General features: G+C 56.5%; 24 protein-coding genes and 1 tRNA gene. 13 read left to right on the plus strand and 12 right to left on the minus strand.

Annotated features, from left to right (window positions below):
• The first annotated feature begins 117 nt into the window (after positions 1–117).
• Positions 118–194, plus strand: a tRNA-Asp gene (locus tag Q1B13_RS08635).
• A 187-nt stretch (positions 195–381) separates the two neighbouring features.
• Positions 382–3,240, plus strand: a complete 2,859-nt coding sequence (gene uvrA / locus Q1B13_RS08640) for an excinuclease ABC subunit UvrA (RefSeq protein ID WP_299075066.1) — start codon at positions 382–384, stop codon at positions 3,238–3,240.
• A gap of 37 nt (positions 3,241–3,277) precedes the next feature.
• On the opposite strand, the gene Q1B13_RS08645 is transcribed toward uvrA, so the two are convergent.
• Positions 3,278–3,715 (minus strand): excinuclease ABC subunit A, encoded by a 438-nt coding sequence (locus tag Q1B13_RS08645; RefSeq protein ID WP_299075068.1) that lies wholly within the window; start codon positions 3,713–3,715, stop codon positions 3,278–3,280.
• A 126-nt stretch (positions 3,716–3,841) separates the two neighbouring features.
• On the opposite strand from Q1B13_RS08645, the gene Q1B13_RS08650 reads away from it, so the two are divergent.
• Positions 3,842–4,609, plus strand: coding sequence for a helix-turn-helix transcriptional regulator (locus Q1B13_RS08650; protein ID WP_299075070.1), 768 nt, complete (start codon positions 3,842–3,844; stop codon positions 4,607–4,609).
• 46 nt (positions 4,610–4,655) lie between these two features.
• Here the strand turns inward: Q1B13_RS08650 and mmsB are convergent, their stop codons facing one another.
• From mmsB to Q1B13_RS08670, 4 genes are all read right to left on the minus strand, one after another.
• The gene (mmsB, locus tag Q1B13_RS08655) at positions 4,656–5,528 is read right to left on the minus strand and encodes a 3-hydroxyisobutyrate dehydrogenase (protein WP_299075072.1); all 873 of its coding nucleotides are present in this window, start codon (positions 5,526–5,528) and stop codon (positions 4,656–4,658) included.
• A 3-nt stretch (positions 5,529–5,531) separates the two neighbouring features.
• Entirely contained in the window at positions 5,532–6,572 is a 1,041-nt protein-coding gene (locus Q1B13_RS08660; RefSeq protein ID WP_299075074.1) for an enoyl-CoA hydratase/isomerase family protein, read from the minus strand.
• Between the two features lie 7 nt (positions 6,573–6,579).
• A complete protein-coding gene (locus tag Q1B13_RS08665; RefSeq protein WP_299075076.1) occupies positions 6,580–7,722 on the minus strand; it encodes an acyl-CoA dehydrogenase family protein in 1,143 nt (380 codons plus the stop codon).
• 125 nt (positions 7,723–7,847) lie between these two features.
• The gene (locus tag Q1B13_RS08670; protein WP_299075078.1) at positions 7,848–8,963 is read right to left on the minus strand and encodes a carboxylate-amine ligase; all 1,116 of its coding nucleotides are present in this window, start codon (positions 8,961–8,963) and stop codon (positions 7,848–7,850) included.
• A 143-nt stretch (positions 8,964–9,106) separates the two neighbouring features.
• Here Q1B13_RS08670 and Q1B13_RS08675 point away from each other — a divergent pair, with 143 nt between their 5' ends.
• Both Q1B13_RS08675 and Q1B13_RS08680 read left to right on the plus strand, forming a co-directional pair.
• Positions 9,107–9,958: a class I SAM-dependent methyltransferase gene (locus tag Q1B13_RS08675; protein WP_299075080.1), complete on the plus strand. Its 852-nt coding sequence runs from the start codon at positions 9,107–9,109 to the stop codon at positions 9,956–9,958.
• Between the two features lie 70 nt (positions 9,959–10,028).
• Entirely contained in the window at positions 10,029–10,505 is a 477-nt protein-coding gene (locus tag Q1B13_RS08680; RefSeq protein ID WP_298935734.1) for a fasciclin domain-containing protein, read from the plus strand.
• Between the two features lie 53 nt (positions 10,506–10,558).
• Here the strand turns inward: Q1B13_RS08680 and Q1B13_RS08685 are convergent, their stop codons facing one another.
• Both Q1B13_RS08685 and Q1B13_RS08690 read right to left on the minus strand, forming a co-directional pair.
• Positions 10,559–11,158 carry a L,D-transpeptidase gene (locus Q1B13_RS08685; protein WP_298935733.1) on the minus strand — a complete coding sequence of 200 codons (600 nt, stop codon included), beginning with the start codon at positions 11,156–11,158 and terminating at the stop codon, positions 10,559–10,561.
• Positions 11,159–11,449: 291 nt separating this feature from the next.
• A complete protein-coding gene (locus Q1B13_RS08690; RefSeq protein ID WP_299075082.1) occupies positions 11,450–12,949 on the minus strand; it encodes a CoA-acylating methylmalonate-semialdehyde dehydrogenase in 1,500 nt (499 codons plus the stop codon).
• Between the two features lie 104 nt (positions 12,950–13,053).
• On the opposite strand from Q1B13_RS08690, the gene Q1B13_RS08695 reads away from it, so the two are divergent.
• The 3 genes from Q1B13_RS08695 to coaD all read left to right on the plus strand — a co-directional run bounded on the left by Q1B13_RS08695 (position 13,054) and on the right by coaD (position 15,032).
• Positions 13,054–13,956: a LysR family transcriptional regulator gene (locus Q1B13_RS08695; RefSeq protein ID WP_299075084.1), complete on the plus strand. Its 903-nt coding sequence runs from the start codon at positions 13,054–13,056 to the stop codon at positions 13,954–13,956.
• A gap of 61 nt (positions 13,957–14,017) precedes the next feature.
• Complete coding sequence (locus Q1B13_RS08700) at positions 14,018–14,455, plus strand: CBS domain-containing protein (RefSeq protein WP_298935728.1); 438 nt, start codon at positions 14,018–14,020, stop codon at positions 14,453–14,455.
• 85 nt (positions 14,456–14,540) lie between these two features.
• On the plus strand, positions 14,541–15,032 hold the full coding sequence (coaD, locus tag Q1B13_RS08705; protein WP_298935727.1) for a pantetheine-phosphate adenylyltransferase: 492 nt from the start codon (positions 14,541–14,543) through the stop codon (positions 15,030–15,032).
• Here coaD and gap (Q1B13_RS08710) read toward each other — a convergent pair.
• The 3 genes from gap (Q1B13_RS08710) to gap (Q1B13_RS08720) form a co-directional block, all read right to left on the minus strand.
• The gene (gene gap / locus Q1B13_RS08710; protein WP_299075086.1) at positions 15,024–16,028 is read right to left on the minus strand and encodes a type I glyceraldehyde-3-phosphate dehydrogenase; all 1,005 of its coding nucleotides are present in this window, start codon (positions 16,026–16,028) and stop codon (positions 15,024–15,026) included. The genes coaD and gap (Q1B13_RS08710) overlap by 9 nt on opposite strands.
• A gap of 93 nt (positions 16,029–16,121) precedes the next feature.
• The gene (locus tag Q1B13_RS08715) at positions 16,122–16,265 is read right to left on the minus strand and encodes a hypothetical protein (RefSeq protein ID WP_299075088.1); all 144 of its coding nucleotides are present in this window, start codon (positions 16,263–16,265) and stop codon (positions 16,122–16,124) included.
• Positions 16,266–16,336: 71 nt separating this feature from the next.
• The gene (gene gap, locus Q1B13_RS08720) at positions 16,337–17,338 is read right to left on the minus strand and encodes a type I glyceraldehyde-3-phosphate dehydrogenase (protein ID WP_299075090.1); all 1,002 of its coding nucleotides are present in this window, start codon (positions 17,336–17,338) and stop codon (positions 16,337–16,339) included.
• Positions 17,339–17,519: 181 nt separating this feature from the next.
• On the opposite strand from gap (Q1B13_RS08720), the gene Q1B13_RS08725 reads away from it, so the two are divergent.
• Positions 17,520–18,482: a DUF808 domain-containing protein gene (locus tag Q1B13_RS08725; protein WP_299075092.1), complete on the plus strand. Its 963-nt coding sequence runs from the start codon at positions 17,520–17,522 to the stop codon at positions 18,480–18,482.
• 20 nt (positions 18,483–18,502) lie between these two features.
• Positions 18,503–18,916, plus strand: coding sequence for a hypothetical protein (locus Q1B13_RS08730; RefSeq protein ID WP_299799774.1), 414 nt, complete (start codon positions 18,503–18,505; stop codon positions 18,914–18,916).
• 49 nt (positions 18,917–18,965) lie between these two features.
• Here Q1B13_RS08730 and tkt read toward each other — a convergent pair whose 3' ends face one another.
• Positions 18,966–20,987: a transketolase gene (tkt, locus tag Q1B13_RS08735; RefSeq protein WP_299075096.1), complete on the minus strand. Its 2,022-nt coding sequence runs from the start codon at positions 20,985–20,987 to the stop codon at positions 18,966–18,968.
• 235 nt (positions 20,988–21,222) lie between these two features.
• Between tkt and Q1B13_RS08740 the strand changes: the two genes are divergently transcribed.
• The 3 genes from Q1B13_RS08740 to Q1B13_RS08750 are packed head-to-tail and all read left to right on the plus strand — an operon-like array spanning position 21,223 to position 22,822.
• Positions 21,223–22,080, plus strand: coding sequence for a hypothetical protein (locus Q1B13_RS08740; RefSeq protein ID WP_299075098.1), 858 nt, complete (start codon positions 21,223–21,225; stop codon positions 22,078–22,080).
• Entirely contained in the window at positions 22,080–22,475 is a 396-nt protein-coding gene (locus Q1B13_RS08745; protein ID WP_299075100.1) for a cell division protein ZapA, read from the plus strand. Before Q1B13_RS08740 ends, Q1B13_RS08745 begins: the two co-directional genes overlap by 1 nt.
• On the plus strand, positions 22,472–22,822 hold the full coding sequence (locus tag Q1B13_RS08750) for an MliC family protein (RefSeq protein WP_299075102.1): 351 nt from the start codon (positions 22,472–22,474) through the stop codon (positions 22,820–22,822). The genes Q1B13_RS08745 and Q1B13_RS08750 overlap by 4 nt, the downstream gene beginning before the upstream one ends.
• 6 nt (positions 22,823–22,828) lie before the next feature.
• Here Q1B13_RS08750 and grxD read toward each other — a convergent pair whose 3' ends face one another.
• Complete coding sequence (gene grxD / locus Q1B13_RS08755; protein ID WP_299075104.1) at positions 22,829–23,191, minus strand: Grx4 family monothiol glutaredoxin; 363 nt, start codon at positions 23,189–23,191, stop codon at positions 22,829–22,831.
• Positions 23,192–23,337: the final 146 nt, after the last annotated feature.

Here is a 23,337-nt window from a genome sequence, read left to right on the forward strand (position 1 = left end):
GGTTGTAGCTCAGATGGTTAGAGTACCGGCCTGTCACGCCGGGGGTCGCGGGTTCGAGCCCCGTCAACCGCGCCACTGCTGTCAGCCTGGATCCGGGCCTAGGGATCATGAAAATGCGCGGTTGTAGCTCAGATGGTTAGAGTACCGGCCTGTCACGCCGGGGGTCGCGGGTTCGAGCCCCGTCAACCGCGCCACTTTCTTCAAAATGTTGACACGTGGACGACGCCTTCAACAGGGCGGCTCTCTGTGAAGTTGTGGATCGCCTTTGAAACAGGAACCTGTTCGGCGAAAACCTGTTCGTTCACACTTTGTTCTAATTTTTCTATTGGAGACTCAGCGCCACTCGCCTATCTCTAAGAAACTTGTTTGTTGGGGGCCGAAATGGCTGAGCTGAAGAATATCGAGGTGCGCGGCGCGCGCGAACATAACCTAAAAGGCATCGACGTGGATATTCCGCGCGATCAGCTGGTTGTGATCACCGGGTTGTCCGGTTCGGGCAAGTCGTCGCTGGCGTTTGATACCATCTACGCTGAAGGGCAACGTCGCTATGTCGAAAGCCTATCGGCCTATGCGCGTCAGTTTCTGGACATGATGGAAAAGCCTGATGTGGATCACATCAGCGGTCTATCCCCGGCGATTTCCATCGAACAGAAAACAACCTCCAAGAACCCGCGTTCGACTGTTGGCACGGTCACCGAGATCTACGACTACATGCGCCTGTTGTTCGCCCGTGCTGGCACGCCATTCAGCCCGGCTACTGGCCTGCCGATTGAGGCGCAGCAAGTTCAGGACATGGTTGATCGCATAATGACGATGGAGGAGGGGACGCGTGGTTACCTGCTGGCTCCGATCGTGCGGGACCGCAAGGGCGAATACAAAAAGGAATTCCTCGAACTCCGCAAACAGGGGTTCCAACGCGTCAAAGTAGATGGCGAGTTCTACGAGCTGGACGAACCGCCCACGCTGGACAAGAAATTCCGGCACGATATTGATGTCGTCGTGGACCGTCTGGTCGTGCGTGAGGGTATGGAAACGCGGCTGGCCGACAGTTTGCGCACCGCTTTGGATCTGGCCGACGGTATCGCGGTTCTGGAAACTGCGCCCAAGGAAGGCGATCCGGAACGCATCACCTTCAGCGAGAATTTTGCATGCCCCGTCAGTGGCTTCACGATCCCTGAGATCGAACCGCGCCTGTTTTCGTTCAACGCTCCTTTTGGGGCCTGTCCGGATTGCGATGGGTTGGGGGTTGAACTGTTCTTTGACGAACGTCTCGTCGTGCCGGACCAGACGCTCAAACTGTATGATGGCGCGTTGGCACCATGGCGCAAGGGTAAGTCACCGTACTTTCTGCAGACGATTGAGGCGATCGCGCGTCACTATGAGTTTGACAAGAACACGCCTTGGAAAGATCTGCCCGAAAAGGTTCAGCAGGTGTTTTTACGCGGTTCAGGCGATGAAGAAATCCAGTTCCGCTACGATGAAGGCGGAAGGGTCTATCAGGTTACGCGTAGTTTCGAAGGCGTGATCCCGAATATGGAGCGGCGCTATCGCGAGACCGACAGCGCCTGGATCCGGGAGGAGTTCGAGCGGTATCAGAACAACCGTCCCTGTGGCGCGTGCAATGGTTTCCGCCTGCGGGCTGAGGCTTTGGCCGTCAAGATGTCAGGCCTTCATGTGGGCCAGGTGGTCCAGATGTCGATCAGAGAGGCCTTGGCTTGGGTCGAGGACGCACCCAACCATTTGAATGCTCAGAAGAACGAAATCGCCCGCGCTATTCTCAAGGAAATTCGCGAGCGATTAGGATTCCTGAATAACGTTGGATTAGAGTATCTTACCTTGTCACGTTCAAGTGGAACTTTGTCGGGAGGCGAGAGCCAGCGCATCCGGTTGGCATCCCAGATTGGGTCTGGGCTGACGGGCGTATTGTACGTGCTCGACGAACCCTCAATTGGTTTGCACCAGCGCGACAATGACCGGCTGTTGGGTACGCTCAAGAACCTGCGCGATCAGGGAAATACGGTCATCGTCGTCGAACATGACGAAGAAGCGATCCGCGAGGCTGATTACGTCTTTGATATTGGCCCCGGAGCCGGCGTGCACGGTGGTCAGGTGGTCAGCCAAGGAACACCGGCCGAGATTGCGGCAGATGCAGCCTCGGTGACCGGGCAGTATCTGGCTGGGACGCGTGAGATTGCGGTGCCGGCCACGAGACGCAAGGGCAATAAGAAGAAAGTCTCGGTGGTCAAAGCGACCGGCAACAATCTGAAAAATGTCACTGCCGCGTTTCCATTGGCGAAATTTGTGTGCGTGACTGGTGTCTCGGGTGGCGGGAAGTCGACCCTGACCATCGAAACGTTGTTCAAGACCGCCTCGATGCGTCTGAACGGGGCGCGTCAGACGCCTGCGCCGTGCGAAACGATTAAAGGGTTGGAACATCTGGATAAGGTCATCGACATTGATCAGCGACCCATCGGGCGAACTCCGCGTTCAAATCCAGCGACTTACACCGGGGCCTTCACCCCGATCCGCGACTGGTTTGCCGGTCTGCCCGAGGCCAAGGCGCGCGGATACAAACCTGGTCGGTTCAGCTTTAACGTCAAAGGCGGACGATGTGAGGCATGCCAGGGCGACGGTGTCATTAAGATTGAGATGCACTTTTTGCCCGATGTTTACGTGACCTGTGAGACCTGCAAGGGCGCGCGATACAACCGCGAAACGCTGGAGATCAAGTTCAAAGGTAAGTCTATCGCCGATGTTCTTGATATGACTGTCGAAGACGCGCAGGAATTCTTCAAGGCAGTACCGTCGATCCGCGATAAAATGGATGCCTTGGCCCGTGTGGGTCTTGGCTATATCAAAGTTGGCCAACAGGCGACGACGCTTTCTGGTGGTGAAGCGCAGCGGGTGAAGCTGTCGAAAGAGCTCAGCAAGCGATCAACCGGTCGAACGCTGTATATTCTGGATGAACCGACGACGGGATTGCACTTTGAAGATGTACGTAAGCTGTTGGAGGTGCTTCATGAACTGGTCGAGCAGGGCAATACCGTTGTCGTGATCGAACACAATCTGGATGTCGTCAAAACCGCTGACTGGATCATCGATATCGGTCCTGAGGGCGGAGATGGCGGTGGCCAGATCGTCGCTGAAGGTACGCCCGAAAAAGTTGCCGAGACGGAACACAGTTATACTGGCCGTTACCTGAAATCGATGTTGAACCCCAAGCGTGTTGCAGCCGAGTAATTGTGGGCGCTGGAACTAGGCCAGCGCCTTCAAGCCTTTATGCGGAAAGCATGGGTTTGGGTTTAGAGGCCAATTGGATCGGAACCACAAACAACGCCAAGAAGCCGGAGTTCAAAACCACGTTGAACCACGCACCTGCAAAGACTGATCCCGTACTGTCAATGACGAACCAGCTGATGAGGCCGTACATCATGATCCGTCCGCCGATTTCGGGATTTGTCGCGTAGACATGGGTGGTAACCTGCCAAGTCATCACACCCAACCCAGTCAACAAGCCGCCACTGATCGCCCCTAACAGAAGTTCACTGTCAGATGTGAATGTTTGTCTGCCATCAATTGGTAGATGTGCAAGGTCCAGAAACAAGCCAAAAAGTGAACCCAGTTGAAATGGCAGCGACAGAAACATCAGCACTCCAAACGCAATGCAAATTGCTGATGCGCCCCGAAGCAGTTGTGTTGCGCGCGTATGTGTCATGTGTGCTCTCCGTTTCGATTGTCTGCGCACAAGCTGCGGCCTTCGATGCGGCGAAACAATTACCTTCCAGGTAAGTGCATTCGCTTTTTGGCGTGTTACTTTGTTAATGCGAAAGAAAGGTCTGATATGAGTGCAGAGTTCGGCACGGCCCTGAAGGAATGGCGAACCACACGGCGCATGAGCCAGCTGGAGCTGGGTTTAAGTGCGGGCGTATCCTCGCGGCACATTTCGTTTCTGGAAACTGGGCGGTCTCGTCCCAGTCGCGGCATGGTGTTTCGATTGTGTGATGAGCTAGAGGTGCCGTTTTCTGCCCGCAACACCTTGTTGACTGCAGCTGGACTAAGCCCGGCGTACAAAACGCGCGACCTTTCAGACGCTGACATGCGCCCGGTGCGTCAGGCGGTGGAATGGACGTTGAACCGGCATGATCCTTATCCGGGGTTTGCCTTGAACCGACATTGGGACGTGGTTCAAATGAACACAAGTGCCGGATTGTTGTTGGGCGTCCTTGGTATTGGGCAAGGGGATAACATGATTGAAGCGCTGATCGACAATCCTGCAGTTCGGGGGGCTTTGCTGAACCACTCTGAAGTGGTGCAGCACATGATCTTAAGACTTCGGGCCGAGAATGTGCATGTCGGAACCGACCGCAAGCTTCAGGCGATGATCGATCGTTTATGCAGCGTTGCTGATGACGCACCGGTCCAGACGTCAATCAGACCCGCATTCATTCCGACGAGCTACCGGTTCGGGGACCGAACCTTATCCTTGTTTTCGACGATCAGTCAGTTCGGCACAGCGGAAGATATCGCCTTGTCCGAGTTGCGAATTGAACTGATATTCCCGGCCGATGACGAGACAAAGCAGTTTCTAGAGTCCGCTATCGTTAACTGACCCAGGCTGGAATTGCATACAATTCGGCCGTAACCATGGCTTGCATTTACAGCCGCCCCCGTTTTTCGAACCGCGGCAACATCGCCGAAAAATCCTGCCCGTTGCCGCCTTCGTTTTCGACAAACTGTTCGTAAAGCGCGGTTGCTGCCTGGCCCATAGGGGTGTCGGCATCGGCGCTGTCGGCAGCCTGTTGGCTCAGCCGTAGGTCTTTCAGCATCAGTTCCGCCGCGAATCCGGGTTGATACCCGTTGTCTGCCGGGCTGTTCGGGCCAATACCGGGGGCAGGGCAATACGCGTTCATTGTCCAGCTGTAGCCTGATGACGTGCTGACAACATCAAACATCTTCTGACGATCCAAACCCAACTTGTCGGCCAGCGCGAACGCCTCGCAGGTTGCGATCATGGTGACACCGAGGATCATGTTGTTGCAGATCTTGGCCGCCTGTCCGGAGCCGGCCTCGCCGCAATGAACGGCCTTTTGGCCCATGATATCGAACAGTGGATCAGCCTTGGTAAAGGCTTCCCCCGAGCCGCCTGCCATGAAGGTCAGGGCGCCTGCAGACGCTCCACCTATGCCACCGGACACAGGTGCGTCGACTGACAGCAACCCCGCAGAGGTCGCCTGATCGGCCACAGCACGCGCGCTGTCTACATCTACTGTCGAGCAGTCAATGAACACGGCACCCTGCTTCATGCGAGGTATGATCTGATCAGCCACCGTTCGCAGAATGGCCCCGTTGGGCAACATGGTGATCACGGCGTCCGTGTCTGCGACGGCCTCTGTAGCAGTCTGAGCCTGTGTCACACCCTCAACAACCACACCGGCCGTGTCAAAGCCGCGAACCTGATGACCAGCTTTGGCCAGATTGGCTGCCATAGGTGCACCCATGTTTCCTAGCCCAATGAATCCGATTTGCATGCCTTATTCCTCCTCGAATGTCAGCGCGTCCGCACCCAGTGGCTGCAGCATTTTTGAAACGGCCGCCGCTGGAACGCTCAGGTCCGCGAACTGCCAGTTCGGGTTGCGGTCCTTGTCGATGATCTGGGCGCGGATGCCTTCCAGAAAGTCGCCATGTTCCATTGCCCGAGAGGTGAACCGGTATTCCATCTCCAATGCGCGGCGCATGGTTAGGGCAGGGCCGCGCAAACGGTGCAGCATTTCAACCGTGCAGGCCATCGACAAAGGCGCATTGCGCTGCAGCGCGTCTAACGTATTGGACGCGAAATCCCGATCGCTGTCCCTGAGGTTGATCAGTATGTCGCCAAGCGTTTCGCCGCCAAAGGCTTGGTCGATATCACTTTGCATGCTTGAGAGTTTACCTTCCGGCGGGGTTTCCGCATGGTCCTGCAGCAGGTCCGCGTTACCTGAGGCTTCCAGCATTTCGATCAGGTCAGACCAGTGCGCAAGCGGGATGAAGTGATCGGCAAACCCGGCGAGGATAGCATCCGCAGGTCCCATGCGATGACCGGTCATACCCAGAAACTCACCAAGTCTTCCGGGTGCCAGCGCCAGCATCAGCGTGCCACCCACATCCGGCACCAGACCGATCGAGCATTCGGGCATCGAGATTTTGGAGCTTTCGCCGACAATGCGATGATTACCATGACAGCCAACACCGACGCCGCCGCCCATGGTGAAGCCCTGCAAGAAACTGACCACCGGTTTAGGATATTCAAAGATTAACGCGTTCAGGCGATATTCGTCGCGCCAGAATGTCTGGCCAAAACCGAAATCTCCCTTGGTACCGGTTTCATACAGCTCGGCGATATCCCCGCCTGCGCAAAACGCTTTGTCGCCCTCGGCGTCCAATATGATCAGGTCTACCGCATCGTCCTCGCGCCAGTTGCGCAGGGCGGTATCGATGGCCATGCACATCTCATAAGTCAGTGCATTCAGAGCCTTTGGGCGCGTCAGGGTGATGCGCCCCGCACGGCCAGTCGTGCGGATATCGATGTCAGACATTGGGCCCTCAGCTCTCGGCAAGCATCTGTCGCGCGACGATCACGCGCATGATCTCATTAGTGCCTTCCAATATCTGGTGCACCCGCAGATCGCGCACAAGCTTTTCGATCCCGTAATCCGCTAGATAGCCGTAGCCACCATGTAGTTGCAAACATTGATCAACCACATTTGAGCCGGTCTCGGTCACGAACTTCTTGGCCATGGCGCAGAACTTGGTGGCATCCGGCGCGCCCTGATCCAGTTTCCACGCCGCCTGCCGGAGGAACGTGCGGGCGGCCTGCAGCTCGATCTCCATGTCCGCCAGGCGGAATTGCAAAGCCTGGAACTGATCGATGGATTTGCCGAAGGCTTTGCGCTGGGACATGTATTGCACCGTCATGTCCAAACCTGCCTGGGCTGCGCCCAGCGAACAGGATGCGATGTTCAAACGGCCGCCATCCAGGCCCATCATGGCGTACTTGAAACCGTCGCCCTCGGTTCCGACCAAATTGCCGGATGGAATCTTGCAATCGTCGAATTGCACTTGCGCTGTGGGTTGGCTTAACCACCCCATCTTCTTCTCTAAGGCGCCAAAGCTAAGACCCGGGGTGCCATCCTCGACATACACCGTGGAAATGCCCTTGGGTCCGTCCTGACCGCTGCGGACCATGCAGACATAAGCGTCAGAATACCCACCGCCCGAGATAAAGGCTTTGGTTCCGTTCAGCGTATAGCCTTCATTGGTGCGTTCTGCGCGGGTTTTCAGCGCTGCAGCGTCCGAGCCCGATCCGGGTTCGGTCAGGCAATAGCTTAGTACAGTGTTCATAGTCAGCACGCCGGGCATTATGCGGGATTTGAGGTCATCATCCGCAAAGCTGTCCAGCATCTTGGCGCACATGTTGTGGATTGACAGAAACGCGGCAACCGAGGGGCAGGCCATCGACAATGCCTCGAACACCAGCGTTGCATCCAATCGGGTCAGACCGGATCCGCCGCCGTCTTCCGAGACGTATAAAGCCCCGAATCCAAGCTCTCCAATCTTGGGCCACAGATCTTTTGGGATCGTTCCATCTGATTCCCACTGGCGGGCAAATGGGGCGATGTTTTCCTGCCCAAAAGCGTAAGCCATATCAAAGATGGCTGTTTGTTCCTCGCTCAGCGCGAAATCCATAGCGCTCCCTCCCGTCGGCATATAATTGAACGGTTGTTTATTTCCCAATCGTTACAGAAATTTTGCAGGGTCAGCAATCGTTCGGCGCGAATTCATCTGGAAGTACTGCGCAGATCAACAAACCCTTAAAGATCGGCGTGAAATTCTTCGATCAGATGCCGAACAACTGCTTTGCCCGGATCCTCGTCCTTGGCCGCTGCCTCGGCATGAATACGGCGTTGACGGGTTGCGGAGGTTCCGTTTTCAGCAATCTGCCGTAAACGCGCGAGTTCCTTCATGGTGCCCAGGGCTTCGGAATCTTCGGCAAGAAGGCCCATTAAATCTCCGATCAGTTCGGCCATTGGTTTGATGGAACGGTCACCAAAATCGATGAGTCCTTCACCAACACCGTAGCGCTGCGCACGCCAGCGATTTTCACCGACCAAAAATCGATCATACTGGCGCCAGCGCAGATTGCGGTCTTTCAAGCGGCAAAGCATCCGCGTCAATGCCTGAACCAATGCAGCCAGTGACAGCGTGTGTTCAAAACGCGGCTGCACATCCATGATGCGGGTTTCAAGCGTCGGGAACCGGTGTGAGGGGCGCAGGTCCCACCAGATTTTCGACGTATCTTCGATAACGCCCAAATCGACCAGTATTCCGGTTGTACGCTCGTATTCAGCCCAGCTGTCAAAGTCCGGCGGCAGACCGGTACGCGGCAGATTGTCGAATACAGTCAGACGATACGACGACAGCCCGGTGTCTTCACCATTCCAGAAGGGGGAAGATGTAGACAAGGCCAGAAGATGCGGCAGAAAATAGGACAGCTGAGGCATCAGGTCTGCCCGCAGGGCCTGATCCGCAACGCCAACGTGCACATGCATGCCACAAATCAGCATTCGCCGGGCGACCCCGCCCAGCGCGTGTTGCAGTGCATCATAGCGTTCCTTGCGGGTGTGATGCTGATCCTTCCAGTTCGCAAAAGGGTGACAGGATACCGCGATGGGGCTCAGGTTATACGCAGCGGCATGCTCAGAGACACACGATCGCAGACGTTTCAGATCTTCGCGCGCACTGCTGATCGTCGTATGGGGGCGGGTGCCGACTTCGATCTGACATTGCAGGAATTCAGGGCTAACTTGACCTTCGAAATCGGACTGACAGGCATCCATCAGGGCTTCGGGTGCTTCGGTCAGTTGCAGGCTGTCGCGATCAACCAGCAGGTATTCTTCTTCGATGCCCAGCGTGAAATCCTGCTGCATTCGCGGACCTCCTCTTCCTGTGTCGGACCAGTGAATACGGAAATCAACGTTTTGCCAAGGGTTTGAGGTTCTGGTTCTTGCAGAGGCCGGGCAAGCAACGGTATGGAGCGACAGTCGCAAAGTACCAAATCGGAGCCTGCCGCGTGAAACCCAGAAAATTTCCACGGATCAACGCCGCCCTTGACCGGTTTGGTGTAAAACTGGTCGACAAGGTCACGGAACGCGACGAACGCGCGCGCCTTGAAAGCTTTGAGCGGGCAGGGGGATTGACCAAACCTGCTTACGCCTTGTCTCCGGGCATGGAGAGCTTTGATGTCGGGCAACTGACCAAGGAATACCAGCAGCATGCGGACGCTCTGACCGCGTTGAAGGACCCGGCGCAGAACCAGACCGGATATCGCATCGGCAACGGATATTATGACAGCCCCGATGCGGATGCGTTGTATCTGATGGTCCGCAGGTATCAGCCAAAACGCGTGATCGAGGTCGGGTGCGGAAACTCTACGCGTGTCACCCGGCAGGCCGTCATCGATGGCGGTCTGCAAACCCAGATCACCGCGATTGACCCCTATCCACGCGCAGACATCGCCCACGTCGTCGATCAGTTTGAACAAAAACGGCTCGAAGAGGTCAACCCCGCGCTGTTTGATCAGCTTGAGGCCGGGGACATTCTATTCATCGATTCCAGCCACGTTGTGCGGATGAGCAATGATGTCGCCCATCTGTTTTGCCGGATCATCCCTGCGCTGAAGTCGGGTGTGGTGATCCATGTGCACGATGTTTTCTTGCCCTACGAGTATCCTAAACGGTTTTTCTATGATTGCCCTGGCTGGGGCGAGCAGTACATGCTGCATGCTCTGCTGCAATCTGGTGGGTATTCAATGCTTTGGCCCGGGTTTTTCCTGCAACAGGCCCGCCCTGATGCCGTCAAAGCCCTGCCGTTTCTGCGCGATGGTCGCGCGCAAAGCATCTGGGTTCAGGTCAAAGAAGTTTGATCTAAAGTGATCCGGGTCTGAGCAAAGCCCGTAACCCTTTCCATAACAAGCTGGAGAGGAGAAGACAGCCATGTTCCGTCGTACATTTATGGGGGCCGCCGCCGCACTCGCATTTGCAATGCCACTGAAGGCCCAGGCCGCAGACATTGTCGACACCGCCGTTTCTGCAGGGTCATTCAACACATTGGTCGCCGCCGTTCAGGCCGCAGGCCTGGTTGATACGCTTAAGGGAAGCGGACCGTTTACTGTATTTGCCCCAACAGACGAAGCATTTGCTGCGCTGCCAGAAGGCACCGTGGAAACTTTGTTGCTGCCCGAGAACAAGGATCAGCTTGTTGAAATCCTTACGTATCACGTCGTACCGGCCAAAGTGATGTCCGGTGACATCGCTGGCAAACGTGCGAAGGTCCTGACCGTTCAGGGCGATCGGTTAAGCGTCAACGCCAGAAACGGTGTGAAGGTCAACGGTGCCGAGGTCGTTCAGGCCGATATCGAAGCCAGCAATGGCGTTATCCACGTCATCGACGCGGTTATCATTCCTGAATAAGACTGACGGCTTTGCAAACAAAAGCCCCGGTCCATTTGGCCGGGGCTTTTTGATTATACCAGTCGGACCTGAGTGCCGATTTGCACCAGAGGATACAATTCCTCGACATGCTGATTATACAGACCAATGCAGCCGGACGAACTTTGGCGTCCGATTTTGCGGGTGTCATGGGTGCCGTGCACCAGATAAGCTGGCCAATCCAGATACATCGCCCGGGTGCCCAACGGGTTTCCAGGATCGCCACCTTCCATACGCACGGGTAGCTCTGGATCACGTTCCCGCATCGAGGCGGTCGGGGTCCAGCTGGGGAACTCTGTTTTGCGCACGACTTTGGTATAGCCGCGCTTGGTCAGCTCTTCGCTCATCGGGACCGAGCTGGGGTATAACTTGTACGAACCATCAGCCGCCCAATAATGCACCGCTCGGCTGGTGATGTCGGCCAACAAGCAGCCTACGCCAAGTTGATCGAAATGATCTTGCCAGTTTTGCTGAGAAAACGACGATACGTTGCGACGCACCGGAAGCTGGGTGCTGATGGCTTCTTCCGTTTGCGGGAATGCATCGATGCTTTGCGCCCGCGCCAGAGACGGAACGGCCAAAGCCGAAGCAACGCCCAACAGGGCCTTACGGCGAGTAATACGAGAATTGGACACGTGAGCCTCCTCAAAGACCGCTCGGGTTTTGGTGCAATTTATGGTGTGTTGTGGGGAAGAGCCAGACATTCAACCTGAAATTTTCGTGAACTTGCGATGAAATGAACGGAAATCCGCCAGTGCCGACGATGTTTCCCTTGTGTGCGGACATGAAGTTTCGATCTATCGGACACTTCAAAGACACGCATGCAGGCCTTTGAGTTTGTCGAGTTTCTTTATCGTTCTTACCTGATCATGGAACGAGAAAGGCCGCCCGATGAGGCGGCCTTCGGACTTGATGTGGCCGGAACCTTAGTCCATGGCCTTGAAGTTAAACTCGCCACCTTCTTTGATACCCGATGGCCAGCGGGCCGTGACGGTTTTGGTGCGGGTATAGAACTTGAAGCTGTCAGCACCATGCTGGTTCAGATCGCCGAACATGGATTTCTTCCAACCACCAAAGGTGTGGTAGGCCAGCGGTACTGGGATCGGTACGTTAATGCCAACCATGCCGATATTCACCCGGCTGGCAAAGTCACGTGCCGTGTCGCCATCGCGGGTAAAGATCGCGGTGCCGTTGCCATATTCATGATCCATGGCCAGTTTCAGCGCTTCTTCGTAAGATCCTGCACGCACAGTCGACAGGACGGGGCCGAAGATCTCCTGACGGTAGATGTCCATGGCAGGCGTCACGTGGTCAAACAAGTGTGGGCCAACAAAGAAGCCGTCCTCATAGCCTTGCAGGCTGAAGTCTCGGTTGTCGACAACCAGCTTCGCACCCTGTTCCACACCGGAATTGATCAGGCCCAGAATGCGCTCTTTGGCGGCGCCGGTCACAACCGGGCCCATATCCACGTCATCGCCAGACGTGTAGGGGCCGACTTTTAGCTTTTCGATGCGAGGCACCAGTTTTTCAATCAGGGCATCAGCAGTTTCGTCACCCACGGGCACGGCAACAGAGACAGCCATGCAACGTTCGCCCGCCGCACCAAATCCGGCACCAACCAACGCATCAGCGGCCTGATCCATATCGGCATCGGGCATCACGATCATGTGGTTCTTGGCGCCACCAAAGCACTGGGCACGCTTACCGTTCGCTGTTGCGCGGGAATAGATGTACTGCGCAATCGGGGTTGAGCCGACGAAGGACACACCCTGAATGATCTCGCTGTCCAGCAGGGTGTCGACGGCTTCTTTGTCGCCATTGACGACTTGGAATACACCCTTGGGCAGGCCAGCCTCGACAAACAGTTCGGCCAGCATCAGCGGAACGGAGGGATCCCGTTCCGATGGTTTCAGGACGACAGCGTTGCCGCAGGCTAGGGCAGGGCCGACGTGCCACAGAGGCATCATGGCGGGGAAGTTGAACGGCATGATAGATGCCACAACACCTAGTGGCTGGCGCATCGAGTACATGTCGATGCCGGGTCCGGCACTGTCTGTATACTCCCCTTTCAGCATCTGAGGTGCGCCAATACAGTACTCGATCACTTCCAGACCACGCTGAAGATCGCCTTTGGCGTCTGGGATGGTCTTGCCATGCTCGCGGCTCAACGCTTCGGCCAGCTTTTCCATATCACGGTTCATAAGGCCAACCATCGCCATCATCACGCGGGCGCGCTTTTGCGGGTTGGTTGCGCCCCATGCGGGTTGTGCCATAGCAGCCTGTTCAATTGCGGCCGTTGTTTCTGCGGCGCTCGCCATCGGGCATTTGTACTGAACTTCGCCCGTTGCTGGGTTGAAGACATCGTCAAAACGGCCAGAAGCGCCAGCGACGTACTCGCCATTGATGAAGTGGGTCAGGTCTTGCATCGAATTCTCCTCCGATAAAGTTGGCCGCAGAATAGACTTGCAGAAATCCGGGGAACAGAGGCAATATCCCAAAAGAGCTTTGCAAAAATGCAAAAGAGACTGGGATGAACCCGAATTGGGATGACATACGAATCTTTCTGGCTGTCGCGCGAGAAGAAAGCCTGTCCTCCGCGGGGCGCATCCTCAAGATTGATCCTGCAACGGTGGGTCGGCGCATTGCCCGTCTGGAAACGACGCTGGATGCGTTGCTGTTCACCAAATCCCAACAGGGCTATGTGCTGACAGCGATCGGAGAGCGATTGCTGGAACATGGGCTGCAAGCTGAAGAGGCGATGCGCGCTGCGGCCGGGGCCATGACTGGATCAACCAAATCGTTAAGCGGCCAAATCAGGATTGGGGCCCCAGATGGCAGCGCCAATTACCTGCTGCCACAGGTTTGTGCAAAGATCAGTGACGCGAACCCCGATCTGGATATTCAGATTCTGGCCTTGCCCCGGATCATCAACCTGTCACGACGCGAGGCGGATATGGCCGTCACCGTCAGTGCGCCCACGGCCGGTAAGCTGTTGGTCAAAAAGATCAGTGACTACAAACTGCATATGGTTGCCACGCAGGACTATCTGGATCGAAAGGGACCAATTCAGTCGGTGGCGGACCTAAGTCAGCACCGTCTGATTGGCTACATTCCCGACATGATCTTTGACCGCGAGCTGGACTATCTGAACGATATTGGCGTTGACCGTGTCGCGCTTGCATCGAACTCTGTCTCGGTCCAGCTGCGGCAGGTGTCGTCAGGGACCGGCCTATGTGTGGCACATGACTTCACGCTACCTTTTCATCCGAATCTGCAGAAAATCCTGACGGATCAAGTGAGTTTGACCCGAAGTTTTTATCTGGTCAGGCATCAGGGAGATCAGCGCAACGAGCGGTTGAACCGCTTCGCCGAAGCCCTGACACGCGGTATCCGCGACGAGGTGGCGCGGCTGGAAGCCGCTGCCGAAACTTGACAGGTCACGACAATCGCGCAACGCTTTGTAAAACAGTACGTTATTCCGGAGGTTTTTCCCTATGCTTGTTCAGGCCATTCTCAAGTCAAAGGCAGCGGATGGGGTCGTGACAGTCGGTTCGACAGCCACAGTTTCCGAAGCGGCAAAGGTACTGGCAGAAAAACGCATCGGCACGGTGGTCGTCTCAGACGATGACGGGCAAACGGCTGCTGGGATTTTGTCTGAGCGCGATATTGTCCGCGAACTGGCCAAAAGTGGCAGCGGTTGCCTGACCCAGCCAGTAAGCTCCTACATGACAGAGAAGCTGGTAACCGCGACCCGCCAAACAACCGTTCAGGACATCATGTCTCGTATGACCGAAGGTCGTTTTCGCCATATGCCCATCGTCGAAGAAGGCAAGTTGGTAGGAATCGTGACCCTGGGCGACGTGGTCAAGGCGCAACTGGCAGAACTTGCCATGGAGAAAGATGCGCTTGAAGGCATGATCATGGGGCACTGACGACAAGGGCCTTGTTTGAGGCCCCTTGCAGCCGCAGCAGAGTTGTGTTTGCTTGCGCAGAAATTTTATTGCGCAGGAGGGCGCGATGCGGGTTGGATTGTATCCTGGAACTTTTGATCCGATCACCCTGGGTCATATCGACATTATCCGTCGCGCGTCGGCCTTGGTGGACAAGCTGGTGATTGGTGTCGCCATCAACCGCGACAAGGGCCCGCTGTTTGCGCTGGAAGAACGCGTGGCCATGATCGAGGCGGAATGCGCGCATCTGTCTGAGCAAACACAAACGGAAATTGTCGCCCATCCATTCGAGAACCTGCTGATTAACTGTGCCCGAGACGTCGGTGCGCAGATCATCGTGCGTGGCCTGCGGGCTGTGGCGGATTTTGAATACGAATTTCAGATGGTTGGCATGAACCGGGCTTTGGACGACTCGATCGAGACGGTATTCCTGATGGCCGAGGCGCGGCATCAGGCCATCGCTTCGAAACTGGTCAAGGAAATCGCGCGGCTGGACGGGGACGTGTCGAAATTCGTCACGCCCCGCGTCAATATAGCATTGCGCGAGAGGTTAGGTTAGGGCGCCCATCGCGGCGGCTGTGTCCAGCATCCGGTTCGAAAAGCCCCATTCATTGTCGTACCACGCTAGAACGCGCACAAGCGTGCCATCTGTGACTTTGGTTTCGGCCAGTGACACAGTCGAGCTGTGTGCGTCGTGGTTGAAGTCCATGGACACCAGCGGTCGCTTTTCCGCCGCCAGGATACCGGGAATCTTCGCAGCGGCTTCGACGAACAGCGCGTTTACTTCGTCTTCGGTGGTGGGGCGCGAGACCTCAGCGACCAGATCGACGACTGAGACATTTGGCGTTGGCACTCGAATGGCCTGACCGGTCAGCTTGCCGGCCAGCTGCGGCAGAACCAAACCAACAGCCGAGGCCGCACCGGTGGTGGTTGGAATCATGGACAGGGCTGCCGCGCGCGACAAATAGGGGTCTTTGCCTGCAGTGTCGTGCACCGGCTGGCTTGCCGTATAGGCGTGAACGGTCGTCATATTGCCGTGCAGGATGCCCAAACCGGCATCCAGTGCTGCTGCAACAGGCGATAGGCAGTTTGTTGTGCAAGATGCGTTCGACACAACGGTGTCTGCTGTAGTCAGCTCGTGATCGTTAACGCCGAAGACCACCGTCTTAACGCCGCCATCGCCCCGCGCTGGCGCCGAAATCAGAACTTTCTTTGATCCGTTTTCAAAGTGACGCTCGGCCGCTTCGCGCGTGCGGAAAACGCCGGTACATTCCAGAACCACGTCCACATCGGACCAATTCAGCGCTTCAGGGTCCCGCTCGCTGGTCAGGCGGATCGGACCTGCGCCCACGTCCAGACCGGCCTCGGTCAGGGTGACCGGGTTAGCATAACGCCCGTGCACACTGTCGAATTCAAACAGATGAGCGTTCATCTCGGGCTTCGCCAGATCGTTGATCGCGACGATTTCCACATCTGTGCGACCCGATTCCATGACCGCGCGCAAAACACCACGCCCGATCCGTCCAAAGCCGTTGATTGCCAGTTTGAGTGTCATGGTGCGCTCCGTCTGAATAGCCTGTCGGCATCGGTTAAAGTGTAGTTAGCGCTAACAAGATCAGATGAGCGGAAAAGTCAAGCGAAACCTCTGTCATCGCCAGAACGCAAGCCAGTCCAGAAAGGCATAAAGCTTTTTGCTAAGAAACAACAAATGCTCGGGTCCGAACATTGCGTAGTCAATCATCATACCACCAATAAGCAGTATTCCGAGCCAGATGGCGATTTGATTTGTCATCCTGTCCCCGAACGAAAACGCCCGCCCAGATAACCTGAGCGGGCGAAGCTGTTCAAGCGATCACGGGAAAGTCAGTTAAGACGACCCATGGCAACGGCCACATCGGCCATACGGACCGAGAAGCCCCATTCGTTATCGTACCAGGCCAATACGCGCACCATGCGGCCATCAACGACGCGGGTCTGGTCGGGTGCGAAGATTGAGCTTTCTTCGGTGTGATTGAAATCTGTCGACACCAGCGGTGCGGGCTCGTAGCCCAGAACGCGTTGCATCGGACCTTGAGCGGCTTTCTGTGCAATCGTGTTCACTTCCTCGACGGTGACGTCGCGCGCGGCGCGGAAACTCAGATCAACAGCGGATACATTTGGCGTCGGTACACGGATTGCAGATCCGTCCAGACGACCTTTAAGATTCGGCAACACTTCTCCCAGTGCAGCGGCAGCGCCTGTAGTGGTGGGGATCATTGACATTGCAGCCGCGCGGGCGCGGTACAGGTCGCTGTGGCGACGGTCCAATGTCGGCTGGTCACCGGTATAGGCGTGGATCGTGGTCATGATGCCGTGTTCGATGCCAATACCTTCGTCAAGAACCTTGGCAAGCGGCGCAAGGCAGTTCGTGGTGCAAGAGCCGTTGGACACCATGTTGTCATTGGCGGTCAAGCTGTTGTGGTTCACGCCAAAGACGATGGTCTTGTCGACGTTGATGCCCGGTGCCGACAGTAGAACTTTTCGTGCGCCACGCTCCATGTGGGTTTTGGCTTTGCGCCCATCGTTGAACTTGCCGGTGCATTCCAGAACGACATCGCAGCCATCCCAGTCCAACTCATTCATGTCATAGGTCGAAAACATCTCCATCGGGCCGCGGCCCAGGTCCATGGTGTTGCCGTTGATGGATACGTCGCGTGGAAAACGCCCATGGATACTGTCGTATTTCAGCAAGTGCGCCGAGGTTTCCAAAGGTCCGGTTGCGTTCACCTTGATCACTTCAATGTCGTTTCGCGCCGATGCGGCGATGTGCGACAGGGTACAGCGGCCAATCCGACCAAAACCATTAATACCGACCTTGATGGTCATCTGACGTCTCCAAATGCGCTTGCTTTTCACGCCATATAACGGCGAATGGGGAATCTCAAAAGGGCAAAAATGGCATATTTTTAAGGTGTTAGCGCAAACCTGTCCCGGTTGCGCTAACGCTTGCGCTAGCCGTGGGATCAGGTAGGTTCCAGATGCGACAGGTGACAGGAAAGGACGCGCGATGAGTGGTCTGTTGGCCCTTTTGGACGATGTGGCGGGAATCGCCAAGGTTGCGGCGTCTTCTGTCGACGATGTTGTTGCAGCAGCGGGAAAGGCGGGGGCCAAGACTGCGGGTGTCATTATCGATGATGCAGCGGTGACACCGAAATACGTTCAGGGGTTCGCGCCAGCACGGGAGTTGCCGATCATCTGGCGCATCGCCCGTGGTTCCGTGTTCAACAAGATCGTTCTGCTTTTGCCGGTTGCGTTGTTGCTGGCCAATTTTGCGCCCTGGCTCATTACGCCTTTGTTGATGATCGGGGGATCGTATCTGTGTTTTGAGGGGGCCGAGAAGATTTTCCATGTGTTGTTCCCACATGGCAGTCACGTGATCGAAGAAGACTTAAAAAACCCCGACCCGGGACATCTGGAGGAACAGAAGGTCAAAGGCGCGATCAAAACGGACTTTATTCTGTCAGCCGAAATCATGACGATCGCGCTGGCGGCCATTGAGGCGCCGAATATATGGATGCAGGCCGCGACGCTAGCGGTTGTCGGTCTTGGCGTGACACTGGCCGTCTATGGTTCCGTCGCCCTGATCGTGAAAATGGACGATGTCGGGCTCTATCTGGCCAATAACGCGCCAACCCCAATCGGGCGCGGGTTGGGACGTGGGTTGGTCAAGGCAATGCCCGGAGTCATGAAGACGCTGTCAATCGTCGGTACGGCCGCCATGCTATGGGTCGGAGGCTCCATCATCATTCACGGAATGGAAGTTCTGGGCTTTGGTTGGCTGGGGCATCATATCCATGACCTGGCTTACGCTGTTGGCCATTCGGTTTCCGCCCAATGGGAAGGGTTTGTCGAATGGACAGCCAAGGCCACGATGGATGGTATTTTCGGGCTGGCATGGGGACTGGCGCTGATTCCAGTCGCGACGAAGATCGTCGCTCCGATGATGTCCCGCAAATCCGGCTCGCACTAGCAATGCGGAACCAGTCCGGCATGGCTGACTGCCCAATTATTCGGATCATCTTTGGGCCAAGCCCAACACAGAAGGGGATGCGTAACGCCGCCACCGACGGTCTCGCCCCAGCCGTCTCAAGCATAAGCGCCGCTGCTGACTTGTTGCCATTCGACGCTGAAGCTCTCTTTGGCGTTTTGCATTTTCGTTTGCACTCAGCCGAACAGGCCCGAAAACGCCGAATGTGGTTTGGCGGACGGCTGTTCAACAGGTTCAGTGGTCAATCAGCAGACTACATCCCGCTATCAGGCCCGCATCTGAGACAAGTGTCTTCGGCGGCAGGGATCGAAGCACCCGAGTTTATTGTCGCACGTGGCCAATATGAGCTGCGGGTTGACTACGCCCAGCGTGCCTATGATGCACTGAAGGGGCAAGTGGGAGCGGCGGCAGAATAGAAAAGGGCGGCAAGTGCCGCCCTTCCGATTAGTCGCACCGAGTAGGCAATTAGCCCAACAAGTCTTTGACCTTGGCAACTGTCGCCTCTGCGGTGATACCGAAATGCTTATACAGCTCACCGGCCGGCGCGGATGCGCCAAAGCTCGACATGCCGACGAAATCCGACTTGGCCTCGCGGCCCCGCTCACCCAGCAGCCAGCGATCCCATCCGCCAGCGCGCACCGCGGCCTCGATACCAACACGGACGGCACCGCCCGGCAGAATGCGCTTGCGATAGGCCTCATCTTGTTCGGCGAACAATTCCATACATGGCATGGAAACGACACGCGTGCCGATGCCTTCGGCCTCGAGCATTGCTTTGGCTTCCATGGCCAGCGACACTTCTGAACCGGTTGCGATCAGGATGGCCTGACGCTTGCTATCGGCCTCGGCAAGAACGTAGGCACCCTGGGCGGTCAGGTTCTTGGTTTTGTGTTCTGTGCGCACGGTCGGCACGCCTTGGCGTGTCAGCGACAGGACCGAGGGGCTGTCCTTGAACGTCAGCGCCAGTTCCCAGGCTTCGGCGGTCTCGATCGTATCAGCGGGGCGGAACACATAGGTGTTCGGCGTTGCCCGCGAGATCGCCAGATGTTCGACTGGCTGGTGTGTTGGGCCGTCTTCACCCAAACCGATTGAATCGTGTGTCATCACGAATACGCTGGGCACCTTCATCAACGCAGCCAGCCGCATGGACGGGCGGGCATAGTCGGTAAACGCCATGAATGTCCCGCCATAGGGGCGGATACCGCCATGCAGCGCCATGCCGTTCATCGCCGCAGCCATCCCATGTTCGCGAATCCCGTAGTGAATGTAACGACCCTTGCGATTTTCCGGCAGGAACACGCCCATATCGGCCGATTTGGTGTTGTTCGACCCGGTCAGGTCTGCTGAGCCGCCAACTGTTTCGGTCATGATCGGGTTGACGACGTTCAGAACCTTTTCCGAAGACGCACGGGTGGCCAGTTTCGGCTGATCTTCCGACATCTGCTTTTTGAACGCGCGGATGGCACCAGCCAGCTTTTTGGGTGCGTCAAACGCATGAGCGCGGTTGAACTCACCTTGCTTGCGCTCGGACAATTGCGAGAAACGCTCTTCCCAGGCGGCACGTTCATCCGCACCACGGGCACCAATGGCTTCCCATGCCGCTTTGACGTTGGCGGGAACCTCGAATGCGTCGTGAGGCCAGTCATAGGCCTGTTTCGCAGCTTTCAACTGATCCTGATCGGTCAGCGCGCCATGCCCCTTGGAGGTGTCCTGAGCGGCGTGGCCCAAGGCGATGTGGCTTTCGCAGGCGATCATGGTCGGCTTATTCGACTTTTTCGCCCGGACAATGGCCGCGTCGATTGCTTTGGGATCATGGCCATCAATCTCGATGACGTGCCAGCCCGAGGCTGCAAAGCGGCGCACCTGATCTGTGCGATCGGCCATGTCGACGGTGCCGTCGATGGTGATGTTGTTGTTATCCCAGAAAACAATCAGCTTGCTCAGCTCGTGACGGCCCGCAAGGGTGATCGCTTCCTGGCTGACACCTTCCATCAGACAACCGTCGCCTGCGATCACATAGGTATAATGATCGACAACCTTCTTGCCGTAGTGTGCGCGCTGGATTTCTTCTGCCATGGCAAAGCCCACAGCGTTGGAAATGCCCTGACCCAATGGGCCAGTGGTGGTTTCGATACCGTTGATCAGGAAGTTTTCCGGGTGGCCGGCCGTTTTGGCGCCCATCTGGCGGAAGTTCTTGATTTCTTCCAGTGTTACATCCGCGTTGCCCGTGAGGTACAGCAGTGAATAAACCAGCATCGAACCATGGCCTGCGGACAGAATAAACCGGTCGCGGTCTGGCCAATTTGGGGCTGAAGCGTCGAATTTCAGATGCTTTTCGAACAATACTGTTGCGACATCAGCCATGCCCATGGGCATACCGGAATGGCCGGAATTGGCAGCGGCGACGGCATCAAGGGTCAGGGTGCGGATGGCCGCAGCTTTGTCCCAGTGTTCGGGGTTGGCATTGCGCAGCGCAGTCAGGTCCACGGGCGTTGTTCCTTCGGGTTACAAGCAGATTGCGGGCTCAATACCATCCACCCCTCAAAGTGCAAGCGGAACCGGGCGTTGCAGGCTTGACCAGCTTGAAGAGTGTTGCCCAAGTGATTGAAACCAAACAGTGGGTATTTTCTGTCGCATTCCGTTAGACTAGGGACAGGCGGGCCGGGTTTTGATTCGGATCATCCCGCAATAGAATGAACCTTGATAAAGAGGTGACAGGGGCATGAGCCAGATCGAGGAACTACAGCACCGCATCATCGCTGCGATGGAACGTATCGGCAGTGGCGTTGAGGCCTTGCAACACACGGCCCCGGGCAGTGGTGTTCCGGACGAAGCGTTGCAGGCGGCACTGGAAGAAGAGCGTGTTGCCAATGCTCAACTTCAAGAGCGGTTGAAAGTGCTGAAGGACCAGCACGCACAGGAAGCGGACGAGCTGCGCAATGAGCTTGAGGAACTGCGGTCAACATCCGACGAAGACAGCGAAAGTGACTCTCTACGGGAAGAACTGGCGCAAGCAACTGCGAAACTTGTATCGGTAGAGGCGGCAAGGGCAGAGTTGGCAGATGCCAAAGCTGCGCTTGAAAACAGCGAAGAACTGGACGCTTTGAAAGCCGAGAACGAGAAGTTGCGCTCAGAACTGGATGCTCGCGAAGACCCCGCACCACTTCGGGCTGAATTGGAACAACTTCAGGCGCTGATGTCCCAGGCGAAACAGATCGAAGCGGAAAACGCCCGGTTGCGGTCAGAACTGGCCGACACGGAACGGGTTGGCGATCTGAGTGCAGAGTTGGAGATGTTGCGCGCCGAACGTACCAGCCATGGTGCCGCCATGTCTCGGCTGGATGATGATCTTCAGAGGATGCGCAAGGCCAATGAGCAATTGCGTAGCTCGGTTGACGAACTAAGAGCTGCGGCTGAAGACGGTGTGCCAGATGCTGAATTGCTAAACCGGGCCACCGTGGCCGAGCTTGAAGCAACGCGGGCTGCGCAGGCGACAGATGCGGCCGAGGCGCATGCTGTACTGGCGCGCCTGGAACCACTGCTGTCGCAGGCGAAACTGGCAGAAGGTGAGGTGGAGTGATGCCCGAATTGACCATTCATATCGGTGGGCGCGGCTTTGAAGTGTCCTGTCAGGAAGGTGAAGAGACGTTTTTGCAAGCAGCCGCCAAGATGCTGGATGACGAGGCGCAGGTTCTGTCAGATCAGATTGGGCGGATGCCGGAATCACGGATGCTGCTGATGGCTGGCCTGATGCTGGCAGACAAAACGGCGGCCACCGAAGAGAAAGTGCAGGCGCTTGAGGCCAAGCTGGCCGAAGTCGAAGCCAAACTGAACGAATTGCGCGCTGCACCCTTGCCAGAACCCGAACGGATTGAGGTTGCAGTCGTTCCTCCGTCCGTTACGGACACGCTGGCCGAACTGGCCGCGCGCGCCGAGGCGCTGGCCTCGGTCGTCGAGGAGAAAAAGGCACGATGAGCAGTCTGCGTAGCATCGCTGGCGGTGCGTTGATGGCAATACCCGCTTCGGTGGCACTGGCCGAAATCGACATTTTGTCGGTAACTTTCACCTGCGAGAACGGGGTACCGTTGCCGGTGACGTATTTCAATGTCTCTGACGGGCCGGGCGCAGCAGCGACGCTGGTGGACAACAAACTGGTCCCAATGCGCCAGGTCGCAAGCGGATCTGGCATTCGGTACGAATCCCCCGAAGGTGAGGGCACCTACATCCTACGTTCCAAGGGATGGAATGCATCGATCAGCTATCAGGCGGCGGGTGATGCCACCAGCGAGCAGGTCATTTATCAGGATTGCTCCAGCCGTTAACCATGGTTAGGCGTTTGCTTCGCGAATTTTGTCGGCCGCTTCTTTATTATACTCGACGCTATTCTCTTCAAACAGCGTGTCCAACTCACCCGACAAGGTCATTTCGGTGATGATGTCGCAACCGCCCACAAACTCGCCTTTGACGTAAAGCTGGGGAACCGTCGGCCAGTCGGAATAATCCTTGATGCCTTGGCGAACGCCCTCATCGGCAAGAACGTTCACATCGGTGTATTCGACACCCATGTAGTTCAAAACACCGGCTACGCGCGAAGAGAACCCGCATTGCGGCATCTCTTTGGTGCCTTTCATGTAAAGCACAACGGTATTGGCTTTGACGGTTTCGTCGATCTGGGTTTTAACATCGCTCATTTTGCGTTTCCTTCACATGTCACGTCGATGGCGGTCGTTCATGTTTTCTCGCCACGTGTTGTCATCGTGTGTCTTTTTAACGAGGCCCAAATTGGTTGCTTCCATTCCAAGCGGAGGTTTCTCGTTTGGATCAGGAGGAGACCAAC

The organism is uncultured Ruegeria sp. (assembly GCF_947489545.1).
GTDB lineage: Bacteria > Pseudomonadota > Alphaproteobacteria > Rhodobacterales > Rhodobacteraceae > Ruegeria.